14 protein-coding genes are annotated in these 17,720 nt (G+C 41.1%); 4 read left to right on the top strand and 10 right to left on the bottom strand.

The features are described 5' to 3' along the window. The first annotated feature begins 523 nt into the window (after positions 1-523). Positions 524-1,294 carry a Rossmann-fold NAD(P)-binding domain-containing protein gene (locus ACZ5WS_RS02060; protein WP_464710372.1) on the top strand — a complete coding sequence of 257 codons (771 nt, stop codon included), beginning with the start codon at positions 524-526 and terminating at the stop codon, positions 1,292-1,294. A gap of 195 nt (positions 1,295-1,489) precedes the next feature. Here ACZ5WS_RS02060 and hutH read toward each other — a convergent pair whose 3' ends face one another. The 3 genes from hutH to hutC are packed head-to-tail and all read right to left on the bottom strand — an operon-like array spanning position 1,490 to position 5,445. Then, positions 1,490-3,022: a histidine ammonia-lyase gene (gene hutH, locus ACZ5WS_RS02055; protein ID WP_464710368.1), complete on the bottom strand. Its 1,533-nt coding sequence runs from the start codon at positions 3,020-3,022 to the stop codon at positions 1,490-1,492. After that, complete coding sequence (hutU, locus tag ACZ5WS_RS02050) at positions 3,019-4,698, bottom strand: urocanate hydratase (RefSeq protein WP_464710365.1); 1,680 nt, start codon at positions 4,696-4,698, stop codon at positions 3,019-3,021. The genes hutH and hutU overlap by 4 nt, the downstream gene beginning before the upstream one ends. A gap of 18 nt (positions 4,699-4,716) precedes the next feature. Further along, a complete protein-coding gene (gene hutC / locus ACZ5WS_RS02045) occupies positions 4,717-5,445 on the bottom strand; it encodes a histidine utilization repressor (protein WP_464710360.1) in 729 nt (242 codons plus the stop codon). A 110-nt stretch (positions 5,446-5,555) separates the two neighbouring features. Between hutC and hutI the strand changes: the two genes are divergently transcribed. Both hutI and ACZ5WS_RS02035 read left to right on the top strand, forming a co-directional pair. Further along, on the top strand, positions 5,556-6,803 hold the full coding sequence (gene hutI / locus ACZ5WS_RS02040) for an imidazolonepropionase (protein ID WP_464710356.1): 1,248 nt from the start codon (positions 5,556-5,558) through the stop codon (positions 6,801-6,803). 57 nt (positions 6,804-6,860) lie between these two features. After that, positions 6,861-8,585 carry an EAL domain-containing protein gene (locus ACZ5WS_RS02035; protein WP_464711463.1) on the top strand — a complete coding sequence of 575 codons (1,725 nt, stop codon included), beginning with the start codon at positions 6,861-6,863 and terminating at the stop codon, positions 8,583-8,585. A 7-nt stretch (positions 8,586-8,592) separates the two neighbouring features. On the opposite strand, the gene ACZ5WS_RS02030 is transcribed toward ACZ5WS_RS02035, so the two are convergent. Both ACZ5WS_RS02030 and rraA read right to left on the bottom strand, forming a co-directional pair. Further along, entirely contained in the window at positions 8,593-9,642 is a 1,050-nt protein-coding gene (locus ACZ5WS_RS02030) for a formimidoylglutamase (RefSeq protein WP_464710353.1), read from the bottom strand. 1 nt (position 9,643) lies between these two features. Next, positions 9,644-10,141 (bottom strand): ribonuclease E activity regulator RraA, encoded by a 498-nt coding sequence (gene rraA, locus ACZ5WS_RS02025; RefSeq protein WP_008465762.1) that lies wholly within the window; start codon positions 10,139-10,141, stop codon positions 9,644-9,646. A gap of 400 nt (positions 10,142-10,541) precedes the next feature. On the opposite strand from rraA, the gene ACZ5WS_RS02020 reads away from it, so the two are divergent. Next, positions 10,542-12,422 carry a methyl-accepting chemotaxis protein gene (locus ACZ5WS_RS02020; RefSeq protein WP_198522440.1) on the top strand — a complete coding sequence of 627 codons (1,881 nt, stop codon included), beginning with the start codon at positions 10,542-10,544 and terminating at the stop codon, positions 12,420-12,422. A gap of 71 nt (positions 12,423-12,493) precedes the next feature. On the opposite strand, the gene ACZ5WS_RS02015 is transcribed toward ACZ5WS_RS02020, so the two are convergent. From ACZ5WS_RS02015 to priA, 5 genes are all read right to left on the bottom strand, one after another. Next, on the bottom strand, positions 12,494-12,868 hold the full coding sequence (locus ACZ5WS_RS02015; RefSeq protein ID WP_138607214.1) for a gamma-butyrobetaine hydroxylase family protein: 375 nt from the start codon (positions 12,866-12,868) through the stop codon (positions 12,494-12,496). A gap of 61 nt (positions 12,869-12,929) precedes the next feature. Further along, positions 12,930-14,258 (bottom strand): HslU--HslV peptidase ATPase subunit, encoded by a 1,329-nt coding sequence (hslU, locus tag ACZ5WS_RS02010; RefSeq protein ID WP_138607212.1) that lies wholly within the window; start codon positions 14,256-14,258, stop codon positions 12,930-12,932. Between the two features lie 12 nt (positions 14,259-14,270). Further along, positions 14,271-14,789: an ATP-dependent protease subunit HslV gene (gene hslV / locus ACZ5WS_RS02005; protein WP_010390410.1), complete on the bottom strand. Its 519-nt coding sequence runs from the start codon at positions 14,787-14,789 to the stop codon at positions 14,271-14,273. 81 nt (positions 14,790-14,870) lie between these two features. Continuing rightward, positions 14,871-15,398 carry an SPOR domain-containing protein gene (locus tag ACZ5WS_RS02000; RefSeq protein ID WP_178954708.1) on the bottom strand — a complete coding sequence of 176 codons (528 nt, stop codon included), beginning with the start codon at positions 15,396-15,398 and terminating at the stop codon, positions 14,871-14,873. 20 nt (positions 15,399-15,418) lie between these two features. Beyond that, a complete protein-coding gene (priA, locus tag ACZ5WS_RS01995; RefSeq protein ID WP_198522442.1) occupies positions 15,419-17,602 on the bottom strand; it encodes a primosomal protein N' in 2,184 nt (727 codons plus the stop codon). Positions 17,603-17,720: the final 118 nt, after the last annotated feature.

Genomic DNA, 17,720 nt, shown 5'->3' with positions numbered 1-17,720 from the left:
ACATTAATTAGCAATTTTGTATTAAGCTGCTTAAAAAGCACTGTTTATTACCTGCGCTACTATACCAGACTCTGCTAAACATCAAACTACCTCTATAAAAAGATCTTCATTTAAAACAGAAAAATGAGATCTCGCTCATAAAAATAGCGTTATGTAACGAAACTTGATTAAAACTGCAGATAAACAGACTCTGAAGATATGGTGTTGAATAAATTAAAAACAAGGGTGAAACGCCTAAATTTTACCCTTAAATGCTTTGCTTGCGGTCATCGCTTTTTAACTCTTAAATTGCACAATCTTTTTATTTATTACTCTTCGTAAGTCACTTAAGCCATACGGTTTATCGGCAGGTGCATATACATGGTAGCGGTATCATTAAATAAGCTACTAATCGCAAATGAAGCGTGTGTTAATATCTTATGCAATCAGCGTTTGCTAATATTATTTTTAGTAGTATAAAGTTCATCATATTTTTTGTTGCTATAAAACGCGTTGATTGAGTTTTAATAAAAGGGAAAATAAAGTGCAAACCAACAAAGATAACTTAGTAGTCCTTGGCGCTGGTTGGCTTGGCCAAGCCTTATGTATTGATGCACAAAAACAAGGTTGGCAAGTGCAAGGAACTCATCGTAGTGACACTCATCAATTTGATTTTGAGCGTCAGTTTGTTTTACAAAACGGCGAGCTGCAGCACCAAGTGGATTTACAAAACGCGTACTGGGTGTGTGCTATACCGCCGCGCAGTCGTGACAGCGAAAGTGATTATTCTCAAGTGCTGGAGCAGGGGTTAAAGCTGGCAACTGAACTTAATTGCAAAGGTTTTTTATTGTGCTCATCGACTGGAGTGTATGATCAAGAGCCTGGAGTTTATAGTGAAAGTAGCGATATATCTGGCACTAACGAGCGACAAATAAAGCTCTATGATGCTGAAGAGCAAGTACTTGAGCAGCAAGGTAAAGTTTTAAGGTTAGCCGGATTGTTGGGGCCAAACAGAGAGCCGGGTCGTTTTGTGGCAGGTAAAGAGCTCAACACCTCTAGTCAGCAAGTGGTGAACATGGTGCATCAACGAGATGTGATCAATGCCATTTATGCGGTACTTAACAATTGGTCACAAGGGCAAAGCATTTATAATGTAGTTAACCCTGCGCATCCGAACAAAGCAGATTATTATGCACAAAAATGTGAGCTGTATGGCACACAAATGCCAAGTTTTAGTAGTGATGAAGTCGCTGAGCGCAAAGTTATTGGCTCAGCGATAGAAGCGCTGGGTTTTAGTTATCAGTATGGTATTTAACCTGAACTCTGAATAATAAATCTATCTCAAGCAGCTATTTTCAGTGCTAACTGCGTTGAATTTACTTGCAATAGGCGAGCTTTCGACACGTAATTTCGCCTTGTTTCCACTGGAAATCTCTGGCTAGAGAAAATAAACATAAATATCATATTGATTCAATACGTTAGTAAATCTCTTAACCAGAGTTCAGGCTATTTAATAAGAAGGTAAGGGCGAATTTTTTATAAAGTCGCACAACTTACCTTCACTTAGTAGTGTGTTAGCCGCTTCGATATCGGGAGCAAAGTAGCGGTCTTTATCGTAATAGCTAACATGTTGGCGTAGCAGTGCCTTCGCATTTTCTACCTGCTTACACGCATGTAGTGGCGCTCTAAATTCTAACCCTTGAGAAGCACTTAGCCACTCAACGGCTAACACGCCTTGCGTATTATTAGCCATATCAACTAAGCGCCTAGCGGCAAAGGTTGCCATAGAGACATGGTCTTCTTGGTTAGCTGAGGTCGGTAAGCTATCTACCGAGGCTGGGTGTGCTAGTGACTTGTTCTCAGAGGCGAGCGCAGCTGCGGTCACTTGAGCTATCATAAATCCTGAATTTACCCCACCGTTTTCAACTAAAAATGGCGGCAATTTTGATAAATTAGAGTCAATCAGTAGGGCAATACGTCGCTCAGCTAAGGCGCCAATTTCGGCAATGGCAATCGCAAGATTATCAGCGGCCATAGCAACGGGCTCAGCATGAAAGTTTCCACCTGAAATAATATCCCCCACATCGGCAAAAACGAGTGGGTTATCGGTTACCCCGTTTGATTCACATATTAATACTTCGGCGGCTTGGCGTATTTGGGTTAAGCACGCACCAAGTACTTGCGGTTGGCAACGCAGGCAATAAGGGTCTTGTACTTTTTCACAATTAATATGTGAGTCACTAATTTGTGAGTGGGTACTTAATAGTTCTCTAAATACGTGCGCGGTATCAATTTGCCCTTGTTGACCACGAACCTCATGAATACGTGCATCAAATGGTGCGCGACTGCCCATGGCGGCCTCAATACTGATAGAGCCAATTACACAGCTTTGTGCGTACAAGTCTTCGGCTCTAAATAAGCCCTGCAGTGCAAATGCAGTAGAGGCTTGCGTGCCATTTAATAAGGCTAAGCCCTCTTTGGCGGCTAATGTCAGTGGCTCAAGCCCTGCAATTTTTAACCCCTGTTCTGCGCTTATTAGCTCTCCTTGGTAGCGCATTTTCCCTTCACCCAATAAAGGCAGGCACATATGAGCAAGGGGGGCTAAATCGCCCGAAGCGCCCACTGAGCCCTTTTTAGGCACGCATGGGTACACTTCACTTTTGAGTAGCTGTATAAAAAACTCAATGACTGCTAAACGAATACCAGAATAACCCCGTGATAAAGAATTTACTTTTAGGGTGATCATTAATCTGACCGTGCTGTCATCCATTAATTCGCCAATGCCCGCAGCGTGTGAAAGCACAATACTGCGTTGTAATAGTTCTAGCTCATCATTCGCTATTTTAGTATTGGCTAATAAACCAAAGCCGGTATTAATACCATATACAGTACGCTGCTCGTTTATTACGTCTTGAACGGTTTGCGCGCTGGCTGCTATTTGTGTGACGGACTCAGTTGCCAAAGTTAAATCTACGGCCGATTGATTAATTTTTCTTAAGGTATTTAATTCAAGCTGACCCGGTGTGAGTGTGTATGAAATCATGACTTATCCTTGTTAAGCATAGGTAGGTCTAGGTTTTGTTGTTGTGCACAGTTTTTTGCAATGTCATAACCAGCATCGGCATGGCGCATTACACCGGTAGCGGGATCGTTCCACAGCACTCTAGCAAGGCGTTGCTCTGCTTCATCGGTACCATCGGCAACAATAACTACACCTGAATGCTGGCTAAAGCCCATTCCAACGCCGCCACCATGATGAAGCGATACCCAAGTAGCACCGCCAGCGGTATTGAGCAGGGCATTTAAAAGTGGCCAATCAGAGACAGCATCGGAGCCATCTTGCATGCTCTCTGTTTCACGATTAGGACTAGCTACTGAGCCTGAGTCAAGATGATCGCGGCCAATAACTACTGGTGCTTTAAGTTCACCATTTTTAACCATTTCATTAAAGGCAACCGCTAAACGCGCGCGGTCTTTTAAGCCAACCCAACAAATACGTGCAGGCAAGCCTTGAAATTGAATTCGCTCACGCGCCATATCAAGCCAATTATGCAAATGCTTATCATCAGGAATGAGCTCTTTTACTTTTGCGTCTGTTTTGTAAATATCTTCGGGATCGCCCGATAGTGCTACCCATCTAAATGGGCCAATGCCTTCACAAAATAATGGACGAATATAAGCAGGCACAAATCCAGGGAAATCAAAAGCATTTGCTACGCCTTCTTCGAGCGCCATTTGACGAATATTGTTGCCGTAGTCGGTAGTTGCTGCGCCCGCATCTTGCAGTGCCAGCATCGCTGTTACTTGAACAGCCATTGACTGTTTGGCCGCTTTTACCACTGCTTGTGGATTATCGATTCGCATTTTTGCTGCATGCTCCATACTCCAACCTTGTGGCAGGTAGCCGTTAAGCGGATCATGAGCAGAGGTTTGATCGGTGACTATATCGGGAGTAATATCACTTTTTACTAAGGTACTAAAAACATCAGCCGCGTTACCAAGTAAACCCACAGAAAGCGCTTCACCTTTTACACAGGCATCGGTTATTAATTTTAATGCATGCTCAAGATCTGTCGCTTTTACATCGACGTACCCTGTTTTTATTCGAAAATCGATACGGCTTTCATCACATTCCACCACTAAGGCACTAAAGCCAGCCATGGTTGCAGCTAATGGTTGTGCTCCGCCCATTCCTCCCAGGCCACCTGTTAACACCCACTTACCTTTGGCATCGCCTGAAAAATGTTGTTTTGCCATAGCTACAAAGGTTTCGTAAGTGCCTTGAACAATCCCTTGAGAACCGATATAAATCCAAGAGCCAGCGGTCATTTGGCCGTACATCATCAAGCCTTTTTTATCTAACTCGTTAAAATGTTCCCAGTTAGCCCAATGCGGAACAAGGTTAGAATTTGCAATTAATACCCGCGGTGCGTTGCTATGAGTTTTAAATACCCCCACCGGTTTACCTGATTGCACTAATAGGGTTTCGTCATCGTCAAGGCGCTCAAGCGTCTCAATTATTTTGTCGTAGCTTGGCCAGTCACGGGCAGCACGGCCAATGCCGCCATACACCACCAAAGCTTGCGGGTGCTCGGCAACATCAGGGTCTAAATTATTCATTAGCATGCGTTTAGCTGCTTCGGTTTGCCAGCTTTTAGTAGATATTTGATTACCATGCTGTGCGCGAATTGTGCGTTGTGTGTCCAGTCGATGATCCATTATTCACTCCTGTTAAATTTAAGCGTTATGGGCTTTATTATTGTTTTTAAATGTTAATTGTCCGCCCAAGCGGTACTTACTGCCTGGCGATATAAGTCGTGCAAAACTAACAATTCCGTTTACCGACCAAGTACGGCGTATTACTTGTAAACAGGGCTCTTCGTTATATAAATTAAGCCATTGGCACATTTCACTATTTGGCGTAATAGCCTCTACCGTATGCCTCGCTTGCGTTAAAGGAGCAACTGTTGATAAGTATTCGTGCGGGGTAAGGGCGGTAAAATCTTGTTGTAAATAATCTTTTGCAAGGGGTGGATTTACAAAGCGCTCCTCAACTTGTAAGGGGCTGTCGTTTTCATTATGAATAATGACACTGCGATACACCACGCTATCTACCTCTACACCTAAAGCAATTGCAATTGGCGCGACGGCATTAATCGATTCTAATACTTGCACTGTGCAGCTGTAGTTTCCGTTTCGCTCTTTTACTTCATTGGCGATGTTTTTTATTTCAAGTAATGACGACTGAGACTTGAAGCTTGCTACAAACGTTCCTAGACCTTGGCTACGGGTTAAAATGCCGGCATCAGTGAGTTCGCTAAGTGCCCGACGTGCGGTCATTCTGCTTACTGTAAATTGTTTTGCTAGTTCATTTTCTGAAGGGACACGTTGGTTTTCAAGCCAAAGCCCACTGCGTATTTTGTCCACAATAAATTGTTTTATTTGCGTAAACTTAGGTGCTGGCATAAATATTTTTAGTATATTAAAAATGAACAATACCTAGTAAGATGGCATAATCATCTTGTATATACAAGATGTGTTTTTAAACTCGTTTGAACACTATCGCGGAGAGACTTATGCAAGCTACAGAATCCACAGAACAGTTAAATGATATCGATTTATTACTCACCGATGCCAATATTGCCACCATGGATAACAACATTGATGCACCTTATGGAGCGATAGAAAATGCGGCTTTAGCAATTAAAAATGGCAAAATAATATGGTTGGGTGAGCAAACTGAGTTACCTGATTTTGATGTATTAGCCACTCCGGTAGTAAGTATCAAAGGGCAGTGGTTAACCCCGGGCTTAATTGACTGCCATACTCACTTGGTGTTTGCCGGTTCTCGTGCAAAGGAGTTTGAGCAGCGTTTACAGGGGGTAAGCTATCAGCAAATTGCCGCGCAAGGGGGCGGAATTGCAAGTACCGTGAAAGCAACCCGAGAGGCTGAACACGAACAATTATTTGTAGCAGCAAAAGATCGTTTAAATGCACTGCTAGCTGAAGGTGTCACTACGGTAGAAATTAAGTCAGGGTATGGGCTTGATATAGAAAATGAAAAAAAAATATTAGAAGTCGCTAGGCTTTTAAATCAACATCATCCTATTGAAGTCATTAATACCTTTTTAGGCGCGCATGCACTACCTTTAGAGTTTAAAAATCGCAGTGATGATTATATAAATTTAGTGTGTAATGAAATGCTTAACACACTTGTTGAACATGATTTAGTCGATGCAGTTGACGTATTTTGTGAGGATATTGGTTTTAGTCATGCTCAAACGCAGCGAGTATTTGATGCGGCTAAAAAACTGGGGTTAGCAATTAAGTGCCATGCTGAGCAATTATCCAATCAACAAGGTGCTGCGCTGGTGGCGCAATACAATGGTTTGTCGGCCGATCATTTGGAATATCTTGATGAAGCCGGAGTTAAAGCTATGGCAAATGCAGGTACTGTGGCGGTATTACTGCCCGGTGCTTTTTATTTTTTAAAAGAAACGAAATACCCTCCAATTGAACTGTTAAATAAATACAAGGTTCCCATCGCAATTGCCAGTGACTTTAACCCAGGCACATCACCGTTATGTTCTTTGCAATTAATGATGAATATGGCTTGTACATTATTTAATTTTACTCCAGAACAGGCATTAATGGGAGTCACGGCACACGGAGCTCAGGCTCTTGGTTTTGCTGATAGAGGCGTATTAAAAGTAGGCGCTCGCGCCGACATAGCACATTGGCAAATTGAGCATCCAGCACAATTAAGTTATCAGTTTGGGGTAAATAAACTGTTAAATCTATGGATATTGGGTAAACTTAGCTAATTATAAGACTTAACTCTTAAGCCTATGTTTTATTTAATGTCAGTGAGTACCTCAGCTATGGATGGAACGTTATTGAGCTATAGCAATTTAGCTATTTTTTTAAGTGGTGCACTTTTAATGGCAATGGTTGCAGCGTTGTTAACCGTTAAAAGTAACGTAATAAGGCTCAGCTTTTTATACACTGGGCTGATTGGTTTAGCTATGGTTAGCACTGCCATCCCTTGGTTTGTTTTGTTATTGGCTCTGGGATTTGCTTTTCATTTATATCAGGCGAATTTGCTAAAGCAAAAAGTCCCGTTACTTATCATTGCCTGTGCCTCAGGCGGGCTTGTTTTATTATTTACAGGTTACCTCTTTTTTACATTGCATTTAGCGTGGTTACTTATTCCAATTTTACTACTCAGTAGCAGTGGTTTTTTAATGGCTAATACGCCGCAGACTGCTCCAACTTTAAAGCCAGAAACCGAGCCTGAAGCGTATGTTGAAAACTCACCCTTAGCCAGCTTCCCTGATAAACAGCAGTTACGTCAAAAATATAATGAACTCAATGATAAGGATCCATTTACAGCAGCAATCATCGTACTGAGGCTAGAAGGTTTTGCTCAAGTTAATCAACATATTGGCCGAGATTTTGGCGACTTATTATTATCTCAGTCGGCCAATCGAATAAAAGATTTATTAGATAGCGATGAAGTTTTTTTTCTTGCTGAGCATGCTAAATTAGCGCACTTGGGTGGGTTAAACTTTGCATTTATTTGTGATTTACAAAATCATAATCATTTACATCAACAGCTTATAAAGCAAATTATTGGCGCTACCTTAAAGCCGTTTAATGTAGCTAATTGTACGATTGAAGTAAAAGTAAGAGCCAGTTATGTACATTGTAATAAACAAAGCAGCAGCTTTGATGAGCTAATTAGTCATGCTTACTTGGCGCTTGATAGTCGGCCAGCTAAACAAATTGTGGCTTATCATCAGCAAATGACGACTGATCATTTAGAGCAGCAAGCGCGATTAACTGAGCTGGCGAATATCAGCTTTGCTGATGAGTTCGAATTGTTTTTTCAACCGGTTATTCGAAATGAAGATGGCCAAATTGAATTTTTAGAATTGCTATTACGCTGGCAGCATCCAACCCAAGGGACTTTATCGGCGAGCCAGTTTATCAACGATATTAGAATTGCAGGGCTTGGTTACTCACTTGCGACCTTTGTTATTGAACGAGCTGGAGAGCTTGCCATGGCACTGCGTATGGAAGGAATGAGGGTGCCTTTAAGTGTTAACTTATTTGGCCCAGAAATGCTCAACGAAGAGTTTGTTGATTTTGTTTATGGGGTTATCGGTGAGCACCAACTTAGGCCTGGTGATTTAATTTTAGAATGTCCGCTACACATTTTTACTAGCCTAGATGATAAAGGTAGAGCCATGATAGCAAGACTTAACAGCTTAGGTTTAAAAGTGTGCGTTGATGGTTTAGGTGATAATCCTGTATTACTTTCTAAGTTACCTAGTTTAGCGGTGGCATACATTAAAATATCGCCTGCATTAACTGCTGACTTTAGTAATCAAAATAACATACGTAGTTTAGTAGGTGGTATGGTTGAAATGCATAACCAGCAACAGACGAAAGTTATTTTTGAAGGTGTTGAAACACTCGATCAACTAAAGTTTGTAAAAAGTCTAAAAGCCTACGCTTCACAGGGATACTATTTTGGACACCCATTGAGCAGTTTAGGATTAATGAGTTGGTTTAAGCAATGGTTAGAAGCACAAGAACTTTAAGTGTGTTTTAAAGGCTTAGTTTTGTTTGTAAATAGGTATTAACTAAAGCACTGATCACTTGGCCACACTGTAATTTACCTGCAGTTATAGAATGGGGGTGTTGTGAAGGTGCTGCTTCGCATAAGTGTAAATAAGCACTGCGGGGATCGCTTGCAGCTAAGTAAACATAATGCTCACCATCGCTGACATCAAAACCACAATAATTAAAGGCACTTGCAGGCATATAGGTTAAGCTATCTAAATCAACCTCTACCCCTAGCGGTGCGTTATCAAACTCTTTGAGTGCATGGGCAGTTGCTTCAGTTAAGTTTATTTCGCGCTTCACGTTTATTGTTTGGTAGCTTGTGTAGCTAAAGTTAGCGCTCTGCATAGCATCAAAAATAGGCTGATTGTTTTTTAGCTCATGTAAGCCAATAACATGGTAATTATTGAGCAGCTGCTCTTTATAAGCGTAGCGAAACCCATTACCACTGTGCCTACCTTCACACTCACGAAAGTCGGCATGAGGATCTAAATTAATCGCGTTAATTGCGCTATGGCTATGTTTGGCAAGTGAGCGAATAATACCTAAACAGTTATTATGCCCGCCGCCAATAACAATAGGTTCAAGACCCGCTTTAAAAACCATGTCTAAAATTGCCTCAACTCGCTCATCTATTTCAGCGCACAGCTTACGCAATTGAGCTAAGTCGTTTGGATTATGATTATCAAGCGGTAGTGCTTGTTGCATTAAATCATCGAGGGTGACTTCGCCAAGCAGTAATACTTTTTGCATGGCAATAGCGTCATTGTGAGGTTGGTTTAAAAAGCGTTGTAAAAACGCAGGCCAAGCATGCTGTGCGCCACCATTTCCTAGATTGGCTCTCGGGCCAATGTCTTCACAAATCCCGAGTAAAACAAAGCGCATACCAAATTGTACGGCATCAGCAAGTGCTTGTTGAATATTGTCGCGGGCATCAAGTAATGCCATCGACTGCCATGCTTTTAGCTCTCCAGCACGGTCAGAGCAAATTTCCTTTACCGTGCTTTCGTCGTATAGTTTAAGGTGAACGGTCACGCTACAGTTCTATTATTTCTAGCTCTAATTCCTCAGCTGAAAGCACAATACCGGTACTGTCAGCATATACAAAGTCATCATCAAAAAATGATACGCCAGCGAAATTAACCCCTATACCGCTTTCGCCCGCGCCTTCACTGTCTGCTGCAACAGGAATTGACGCAATAGCTTGAATACCTAAATCAAGTTCTTCAAGCTCATCAACGTGACGTAATGCACCATATACGATAATGCCTTGCCAATTGTTTTCTAGTGCCAGCTCAGCCAGCTCAATGTCGATTAATGCTCTGCGAGTTGAGCCGCCACCATCAATAAGTAAAATCTGATCAGTACCATCTTGAGAAAGTAATTGGCGGATCAGTTCATTGTTTTCAAAACATTTTACCGTTTTAATGCGGCCACCAAAACTGTGTCGACCACCAAAGTTGATGAACATAGGTTCAAGCACATCAACCACATCAGCAAAGTGGTCGCATAAATCAGAAGTGCTGTAATCCATTATTTTATCCTCAAAAGATACATAAGTTAGTGACTCAGTATACCCTCCTTATATGCAATAACAACGACTTAATCGCAGTAAATTTAGCCATAATTAGAACTAAATCAACTATAAGAATAATAATTCTTTCATAAACTTGTCATTTCCCCACAACAAGATTATAAACAGGTGTATTGCATCCATGATGCGGCTGAACCATTTTCACCTTCAGTGGCAAGAGTTGTAAAATTGAGTAATACTGTGGTTAGGCCAATGGTTTTATATTGTCCATTTGTTTAAAAGGAGTTTGTTAATGGTTAGACTTTACCGGCGACCCTTTTTATTTGTTCAAACTTAATGAGTTAAATGAAAGAAAGCATCACTTTATACTGCGCTGGCAAATTTAATATAGGTATTTACAATGAATTTTCTACAAAATCTGACGATAAAACGCCGTTTGCAACTAAACGCCTTAGTTGTAGGTTTAACAATGATTGTCATGCTATGCATCATAATTTATGAAGCACGTGTGATGCTTAAATTAAATGAAACAATTCAATACGCCGAAGAGCTTGATGTGCATGAGCTTTCGATGCGTAAATATGAAAAAGACTTTTTATTTTATAAAGATGAAAAAAGCTTAGATTTATTCACTAATGAATATAAACAGCTGCAGCTCAAACTAGGGAAACTATCTGCTTTATCAAAAGATTTAGATATTGCCATTGATCAGGTTAACCAATTTGAGGTGCTTGCAAAGCAGTATTATGATGACTTTCAAATTGTTGTTAATTTGCAACGGAAGATAGGTTTACATCCTAAAGATGCGCTTTATGGCGAACTGCGTAAGTCAGTACACAACATTGAAACATTATTGAATCAGCAAAATGATTATAAATTACTGACCACCATGTTGCAGCTACGCCGCGCTGAGAAAGATTTTATGTTGCGTTTAGATACCAAATATTTAGACCGATTTAATAAATTAGGTGATGAGTTAAAACAACAAGTAAATACCTCAGAAATACCTAGTAATATACGCAATCAATTAACTTCATTAATGACCAATTACCAAGGCAAATTTACCGCACTAGTTGAAGCACAAATCGCTTTAGGGGTTGATTTAGATTCGGGTGCTCTTGGAAAAATGAGAGTCAGTATTAAGAAAAGTGATGATGTGGTGACTGCCATTACTTCGGCCACTAAAAAACAAGTTGCTGAGACGGCCCAGCAGGCGCAATTATTGGCAATAGCCATATTTATAATTGCCAGTGTGATTGTGATGGTTCTTGTGTACTTAACGAGTCGCTCAATTATTCAGCCTATTGAGAGGGTTTATCAAACTATTGACAAGATAAGAAAAAACAATGATTTAAGCTTATTCATAGAGCACAAAGGAGAAGATGAAGTCACTAGGATGACCATAGATTTTAATAGCTTGATTAGCGACTTTAAAGATCTTATCTATGAAGTAAATACTGCTCTAACAACGCTTAATATAGCAACGGGTAACTTATCTGAAACAACCTCAGCAACTAGTTCTGGCATGCAAGAGCAATTGCATGAAGCGGACATGGTGGCAACGGCAGCCACAGAAATGCAAGCAACGATTCAAGATATTTCACATAATACAGAAGCTGCTGCTAAAAAAGCTGAATCAACCAATTTAAGTGCGCAACAAGGTCAAGTTGAAGTAGAGTCAACCATTAAACATATTAATGCTTTGTCTGATTCGCTTGGTAAAGCCTCCAGCGTGGTGTCACAGCTAGAAAAAGATGGTGAAACCATTGGCTCTGTACTTGATGTAATTCGTGCCATTGCAGAACAAACTAATTTACTTGCCTTAAATGCGGCCATTGAAGCCGCGAGAGCGGGTGAACAAGGTCGTGGTTTTGCGGTTGTTGCAGATGAGGTGCGCTCACTTGCACAACGCACGCAAGAGTCAACTAGCGAAATTGAGGGTATTATTAACACCTTACAACAGCGTACCCAAGAGGTAGTAAGTATCATGCATCAGTGTCGTACTCAAGGTGGTGAGAGTGCAACACAAGCAACAAAAGCGGGTGAATTGCTAGGAGCTATCACTGTTGATGTGCAAACGATTATGGAAATGAGTACACATATTGCTACTGCTATTGATGAACAGAGCCAGGTAGCATCAGAGGTTAATAAAAACGTAGTCCGTATTCGAGATATTGCTGAAGGGGCTGCTGCTCATTCACAAACGAATGCGCAAACAAGTGAAGAGGTATCTGAGCAATCAAGGGTGCTTCATCAAGCAATCTCAAAATATAAAGTTTAATTATCCATAGAAACAAGCGGCTTAATTGCCGCTTGTTTTTTATTAACGAAGCAGAAGCATCATAACTGACGCTAAGGTACAAATTTTATTGGTACGCTATCTTTGTTATTTTCATGTTGTTTAACACGTTCTAAATAAGTGTCCCACAACTTAGTATGTTCGGCTTGTAACTTAGCCAAATATTGCCAGCTAAACAACCCGCTGTTGTGCCCGTCGTCAAACTCTAAACGCAACGCGTAATGCCCTACGGGTGTAATGCTTTTAATGCCCACTGTTTGTTTATTAAGTACTAACTTCATAGGCTCAGAGCCATGGCCTTGCACCTCGGCTGAGGGAGAGTGAACCCGTAAAAATTCAGTACTGAAGGTTGCGTCTGAATGATCATCAAAAAACACATCTAAATTTTTACTTACACTATGATAGTGCACTTTAGTTACTTGTTTCATCGTCATCTCACTTACAAAAAAGCCTCCATGCTGGAGGCTTTTAGTATACATTAAACGGCTGTTAAAGAATAAAGCGGCTTAAGTCTTCATCTTCAACCAGCGCACCTAGGTGCTTTTCAACATAGGCAGCGTCAATAACTAAACTTGAACCCGCTTTTTCAGAAGCATCATATGAAATTTCTTCCATTAATCTTTCCATAACAGTATGCAGACGGCGAGCACCGATGTTTTCGGTTTTCTCATTAACCTGCCAAGCGGCTTTAGCAATTCGCTCAATTGCATCGTCGCTAAATTCAACAGCGACATGCTCTGTTTTGAGTAGCTCGCGTTGTTGCTCCGTAAGTGATGCGTGTGGCTCAGTTAAAATGCGCTTAAAGTCATCGGCTGTGAGTGCTTCAAGTTCAACACGAATAGGTAAACGGCCTTGTAACTCCGGGATCATGTCTGATGGTTTAGACATCTGGAATGCACCTGAGGCAATAAATAGCATATGGTCAGTTTTGACCATGCCATGCTTAGTGTTTACTGTAGAACCTTCAATAAGCGGTAGTAAATCACGTTGTACACCTTCACGGCTTACATCTGGGCCTGAGGCTTCACCGCGCTTACAGATTTTGTCGATTTCGTCAATAAACACAATGCCGTTTTGCTCTACAGCAAAAATTGCCTGCTCTTTTAATTCTTCAGGGTTAACTAATTTTCCGGCTTCTTCTTCGGTAAGTAGTTTAAATGCTTCTTTAATTTTAAGCTTACGTTTAGTGCGTTTATCACCACCCATATTTTGAAACATGCCCTGTAGCTGGTTGGTCATTTCTTCCATACCAGGAGGAGCCATAATTTCAACATTCGGTTGAGCTTGGGCTAAATCAATATCGATTTCTTTGTCATCTAGCTGGCCTTCGCGTAATTTTTTACGAAACGATTGACGTGTCGATGAGCTTTCATCGCGCTGAACTTCCCCATACTGATCTTTCACTGGAGGTAGTAATACATCTAAAATACGCTCTTCAGCGGCTTCTTCTGCACGGTGTTTAAACTTTTTGGTTTGTTGTTCACGGGTCATTTTGATTGAAACGTCGACTAAATCACGGATGATAGTTTCAACTTCTTTACCTACATAACCTACTTCTGTGAATTTAGTGGCTTCCACTTTAATAAAGGGGGCATTAGCCAGTTTTGCTAATCGACGCGCAATTTCCGTTTTACCTACACCAGTAGGGCCAATCATTAAAATATTCTTTGGCGTTACTTCTGCACGTAAATCTTCGTTTAACTGCATACGGCGCCAGCGATTACGAAGGGCAATAGCAACCGCTTTTTTTGCTTTTGCTTGACCAATAATATGTTGGTCTAGCTCATGAACAATTTCTCTTGGGGTCATATCAGACATAGCGGGTTCCTATTACAATTCTTCGATAGTTTGGAAGTTATTCGTAAATACACAGATGTTGCCAGCAATTGTAAGACTTTTCTCTACAATTTCATGGGCACTTAAGTCGGTATTTTCTAATAAGGCGGTTGCAGCTGATTGTGCAAAGTTTCCGCCGCTGCCAATTGCGATCAGGTCGTTTTCAGGTTGTACGACGTCACCATTACCAGTGATGATCAATGAGGCAGTTTCATCAGCGACAGCTAGCAGGGCTTCAAGTTTGCGTAAGGCACGATCGCTACGCCAATCTTTAGCCATTTCTACAGCCGCTTTAGTTAGATTGCCTTGGTGCATTTCTAATTTGCTTTCAAAACGTTCGAAAAGGGTGAAGGCATCAGCAGTACCGCCAGCGAAACCAGCGATTACTTTGCCATTATAAAGACGTCGAACTTTTCGGGCATTGCCCTTCATTACAGTATTACCAAGAGAGACTTGGCCGTCACCACCAATAACAACTTTGTCATCACGGCGTACACTTACGATTGTAGTCATGTTATTCCTCATCATCGCGCTGCAAGGGGGCAGCGCGTAAAAAACGATTATGAAGAGGTTATATGGGTGAATGGTTTAAATTCAAGTCCAGCCCCAAATTCCGCAGCCAACGATATTAATTCGTTTTAGTTTGTTCTTATCACTTTCTGCTTGGCGCTTGGTTTCATAAGGCCCTAAACGCACCTTATACCAAATACCATTAGTACCTGTGGTTTTTTTGATCTCTGAAATTAGCCCAGCAAAGGCTATTTTAGCCTTTAAGGTTTCAGCTTGTTGATGCGTTTTAAATGAACCACACTGCATAACATAAGGGCCTTTTTGTTCAAGTTCTTTCACTTCAACTTGAATTTCATGCTCTTTAATTTCTTTAATAAATTTAGGTGGTCGCGGTTTAGCTATTTCTACTTGTTTTTCGGCTGTTGGGTTTGCTTGTTTTTCAACAAGATCAGGATCGGCATTATTTTTAACAAACCAGAGTCCATATGCAAAGCCACCCACAAGTACTAGTGCAATCAGGGTTAATAACAGCGGAAAAGGTTTTTTAGCCGGTTCTTGTTTGGTATTTTTTCTATTTTTTGGTTTTTTATTAATATAATCGTGCTGTGCCATGGTGTTATGTGTGGCCTTACCTAAATCATGTCTGTAGGGTCTACGTCTAAACTCCAGCGAACTTTTTGAGCTAGTTTACTGGTGCTGAGATAATCAACCATTTGTGCAAGATACGGATGTAAAATGCGTCGATCTTGCGCTTGAATATGTAATTGAAAACGATACATCCCCGCAATCTTTTCTAAAGGCGCAGGGATAGGTCCAAGCAATTGTATACCAGATACCCCATTGACAGGAACCAAATCCGTTAGAAAGTCGACGACTTGCTTAATGTTATGTCCCTGTGCACGAACTATTGCCATACTGGTGATTGGTGGTAACTGCGCGTCACTTCGTTCAGTGAGCGCAAAGCGGGCAAAATCTTGATAGCCGTTATTAACTAAATCTTGTAATAATGGGTGCTCAGGGAAGTGTGTTTGTAATAATACTTCACCGGGCTCACCAGAACGTCCAGCTCTGCCTGCAACCTGAGTCACTAATTGAGCAAGGTGTTCTGTTGCCCTAAAGTCACACGAATATAAACCACTATCTACATCTAAAATGAGTACTAAGCTTACATCCGCAAAGTGGTGGCCTTTGGCCAGCATTTGCGTACCGACTAAAATGCGTGCGCCACCTTGGTTTATTTCATCCAATGCTTTTTCAAGGCTGCCTTTGCGCCTCGTAGAGTCACGGTCTATTCGGCTAATTGGGATGTCTTTAAATTCAGTACTCAAAAATTCTTCTATTTGTTCGGTGCCTTTGCCGTTAGGAAATATCTGCGTGCTTCCACAGTCAGGGCATTGATGCGGTACTTGATATTGGTCACCACAATGGTGGCAAATCATCTGACCGATGGCTTTATGAAAGGTTGCACTCGTGCTGCAGCGATTACATTCACTTAACCAACCACACTCATGACATATTAAAGTGGGCGAAAAACCACGGCGGTTTAAAAATACCATTACCTGCTTACCTTTATTCAGGTGCTGGCGCATTATCGCTAAGCTCGCATGGGCAATACCCGCTTGATCAGGCTGACCTTTCATGTCGAGAAGCTTAAATTGATTATCGGTGGCCGTTTGTGCACGCTCACTTAATGTGAGTAACTGGTATTTGTTATTAATTGCTTTGTGCAGTGTTTCTAATGCGGGAGTCGCACTGCCTAAAATAAGCGGGATATTTTGCTGATATGCGCGATACGCTGCTAAATCGCGTGCATGATAGCGTAGAGTATCTTGTTGTTTAAATGAAGCATCATGCTCCTCATCAACCACAATCATCCCGAGTTTTAAAAAGGGTAGAAAAATACTCGAACGAGTACCTATAACGATAGCACAACTGCCTTTTTCACAAAACCGCCATGTTTGCAGACGCTCGTTATCGGTGAGCGCTGAATGCCATAGCATAATTGGCGTGTCAGGGAAGCGACGTCTAAAACGATTCACTGTTTGTGGTGTTAAACCTATCTCAGGAACAAGTACTAACGCTTGCTCTCCACGCTTTAACACCTCTTCAAGACACTGTAGGTAAACTTCTGTTTTACCGCTACCAGTGACACCTTCAAGTAAAAAACTATTAAAACCAGCACTTTGATTTATAGTAGTGCAAGCAATTGCTTGTTCTTTATTTAAGCGAGGCTTAGTGCCCACAGTAGGAGAGGCATGTTGCCATTGATTGTCATGTTCAATGGTTTGCACTATCAGTTCTTTTGCTAATAGGCTATCAATAGTCTTTTTATTAAACCCGAGGGCTTTTAGTTCCGTTAATGATGATTTACCCGATGCAGATAATTGCTTAAGCAAGTTAAGCTGTGTTTTAGCTTTTAAAGATGGTAAAAGCGCCCCTTTATCAGTTAACGTCAGCATATTTATACTGGTTTTATCAGGGCATTCACCTTGGCGCAGCGCATTGGGGAGTGCAATATGAATAGTTTCACCTAGTGGATAACAATAATAACGCGCAGTAAACTTCAGCAGCTCCAAATGTTGCGCAGATAACACCGGCGAATTATCAATTACTTCAATAATAGATTTGATTTTGCCTTCAGGAACTTCTGTATCGGTTTTTAAACTAAGGATAACCGCTACTTTTCGTTGATTGCCAAAAGGGACGAGTACGCGCATGCCAGGCTGCAATTTAGTCAGCGGTGTTAATTGCTCATCCACTTTATAATCAAAGGTGCGAGGTAAGGGGACTTTTATTGCAACTTCAACAAAACACATAACAACTCAACTAAGAAACCTAATAGCCTAATGTACTAAAAATAGTATTAAAAGCCTACCGACAAATCAGTAATCAATAGGTGTTTGCAGACTTTTTAGTAAAAAGAATAATTAAAGC

This window comes from Pseudoalteromonas sp. 11L1, from assembly GCF_055397545.1.
This window is presented reverse-complemented; position numbering and strand designations above follow the sequence as displayed.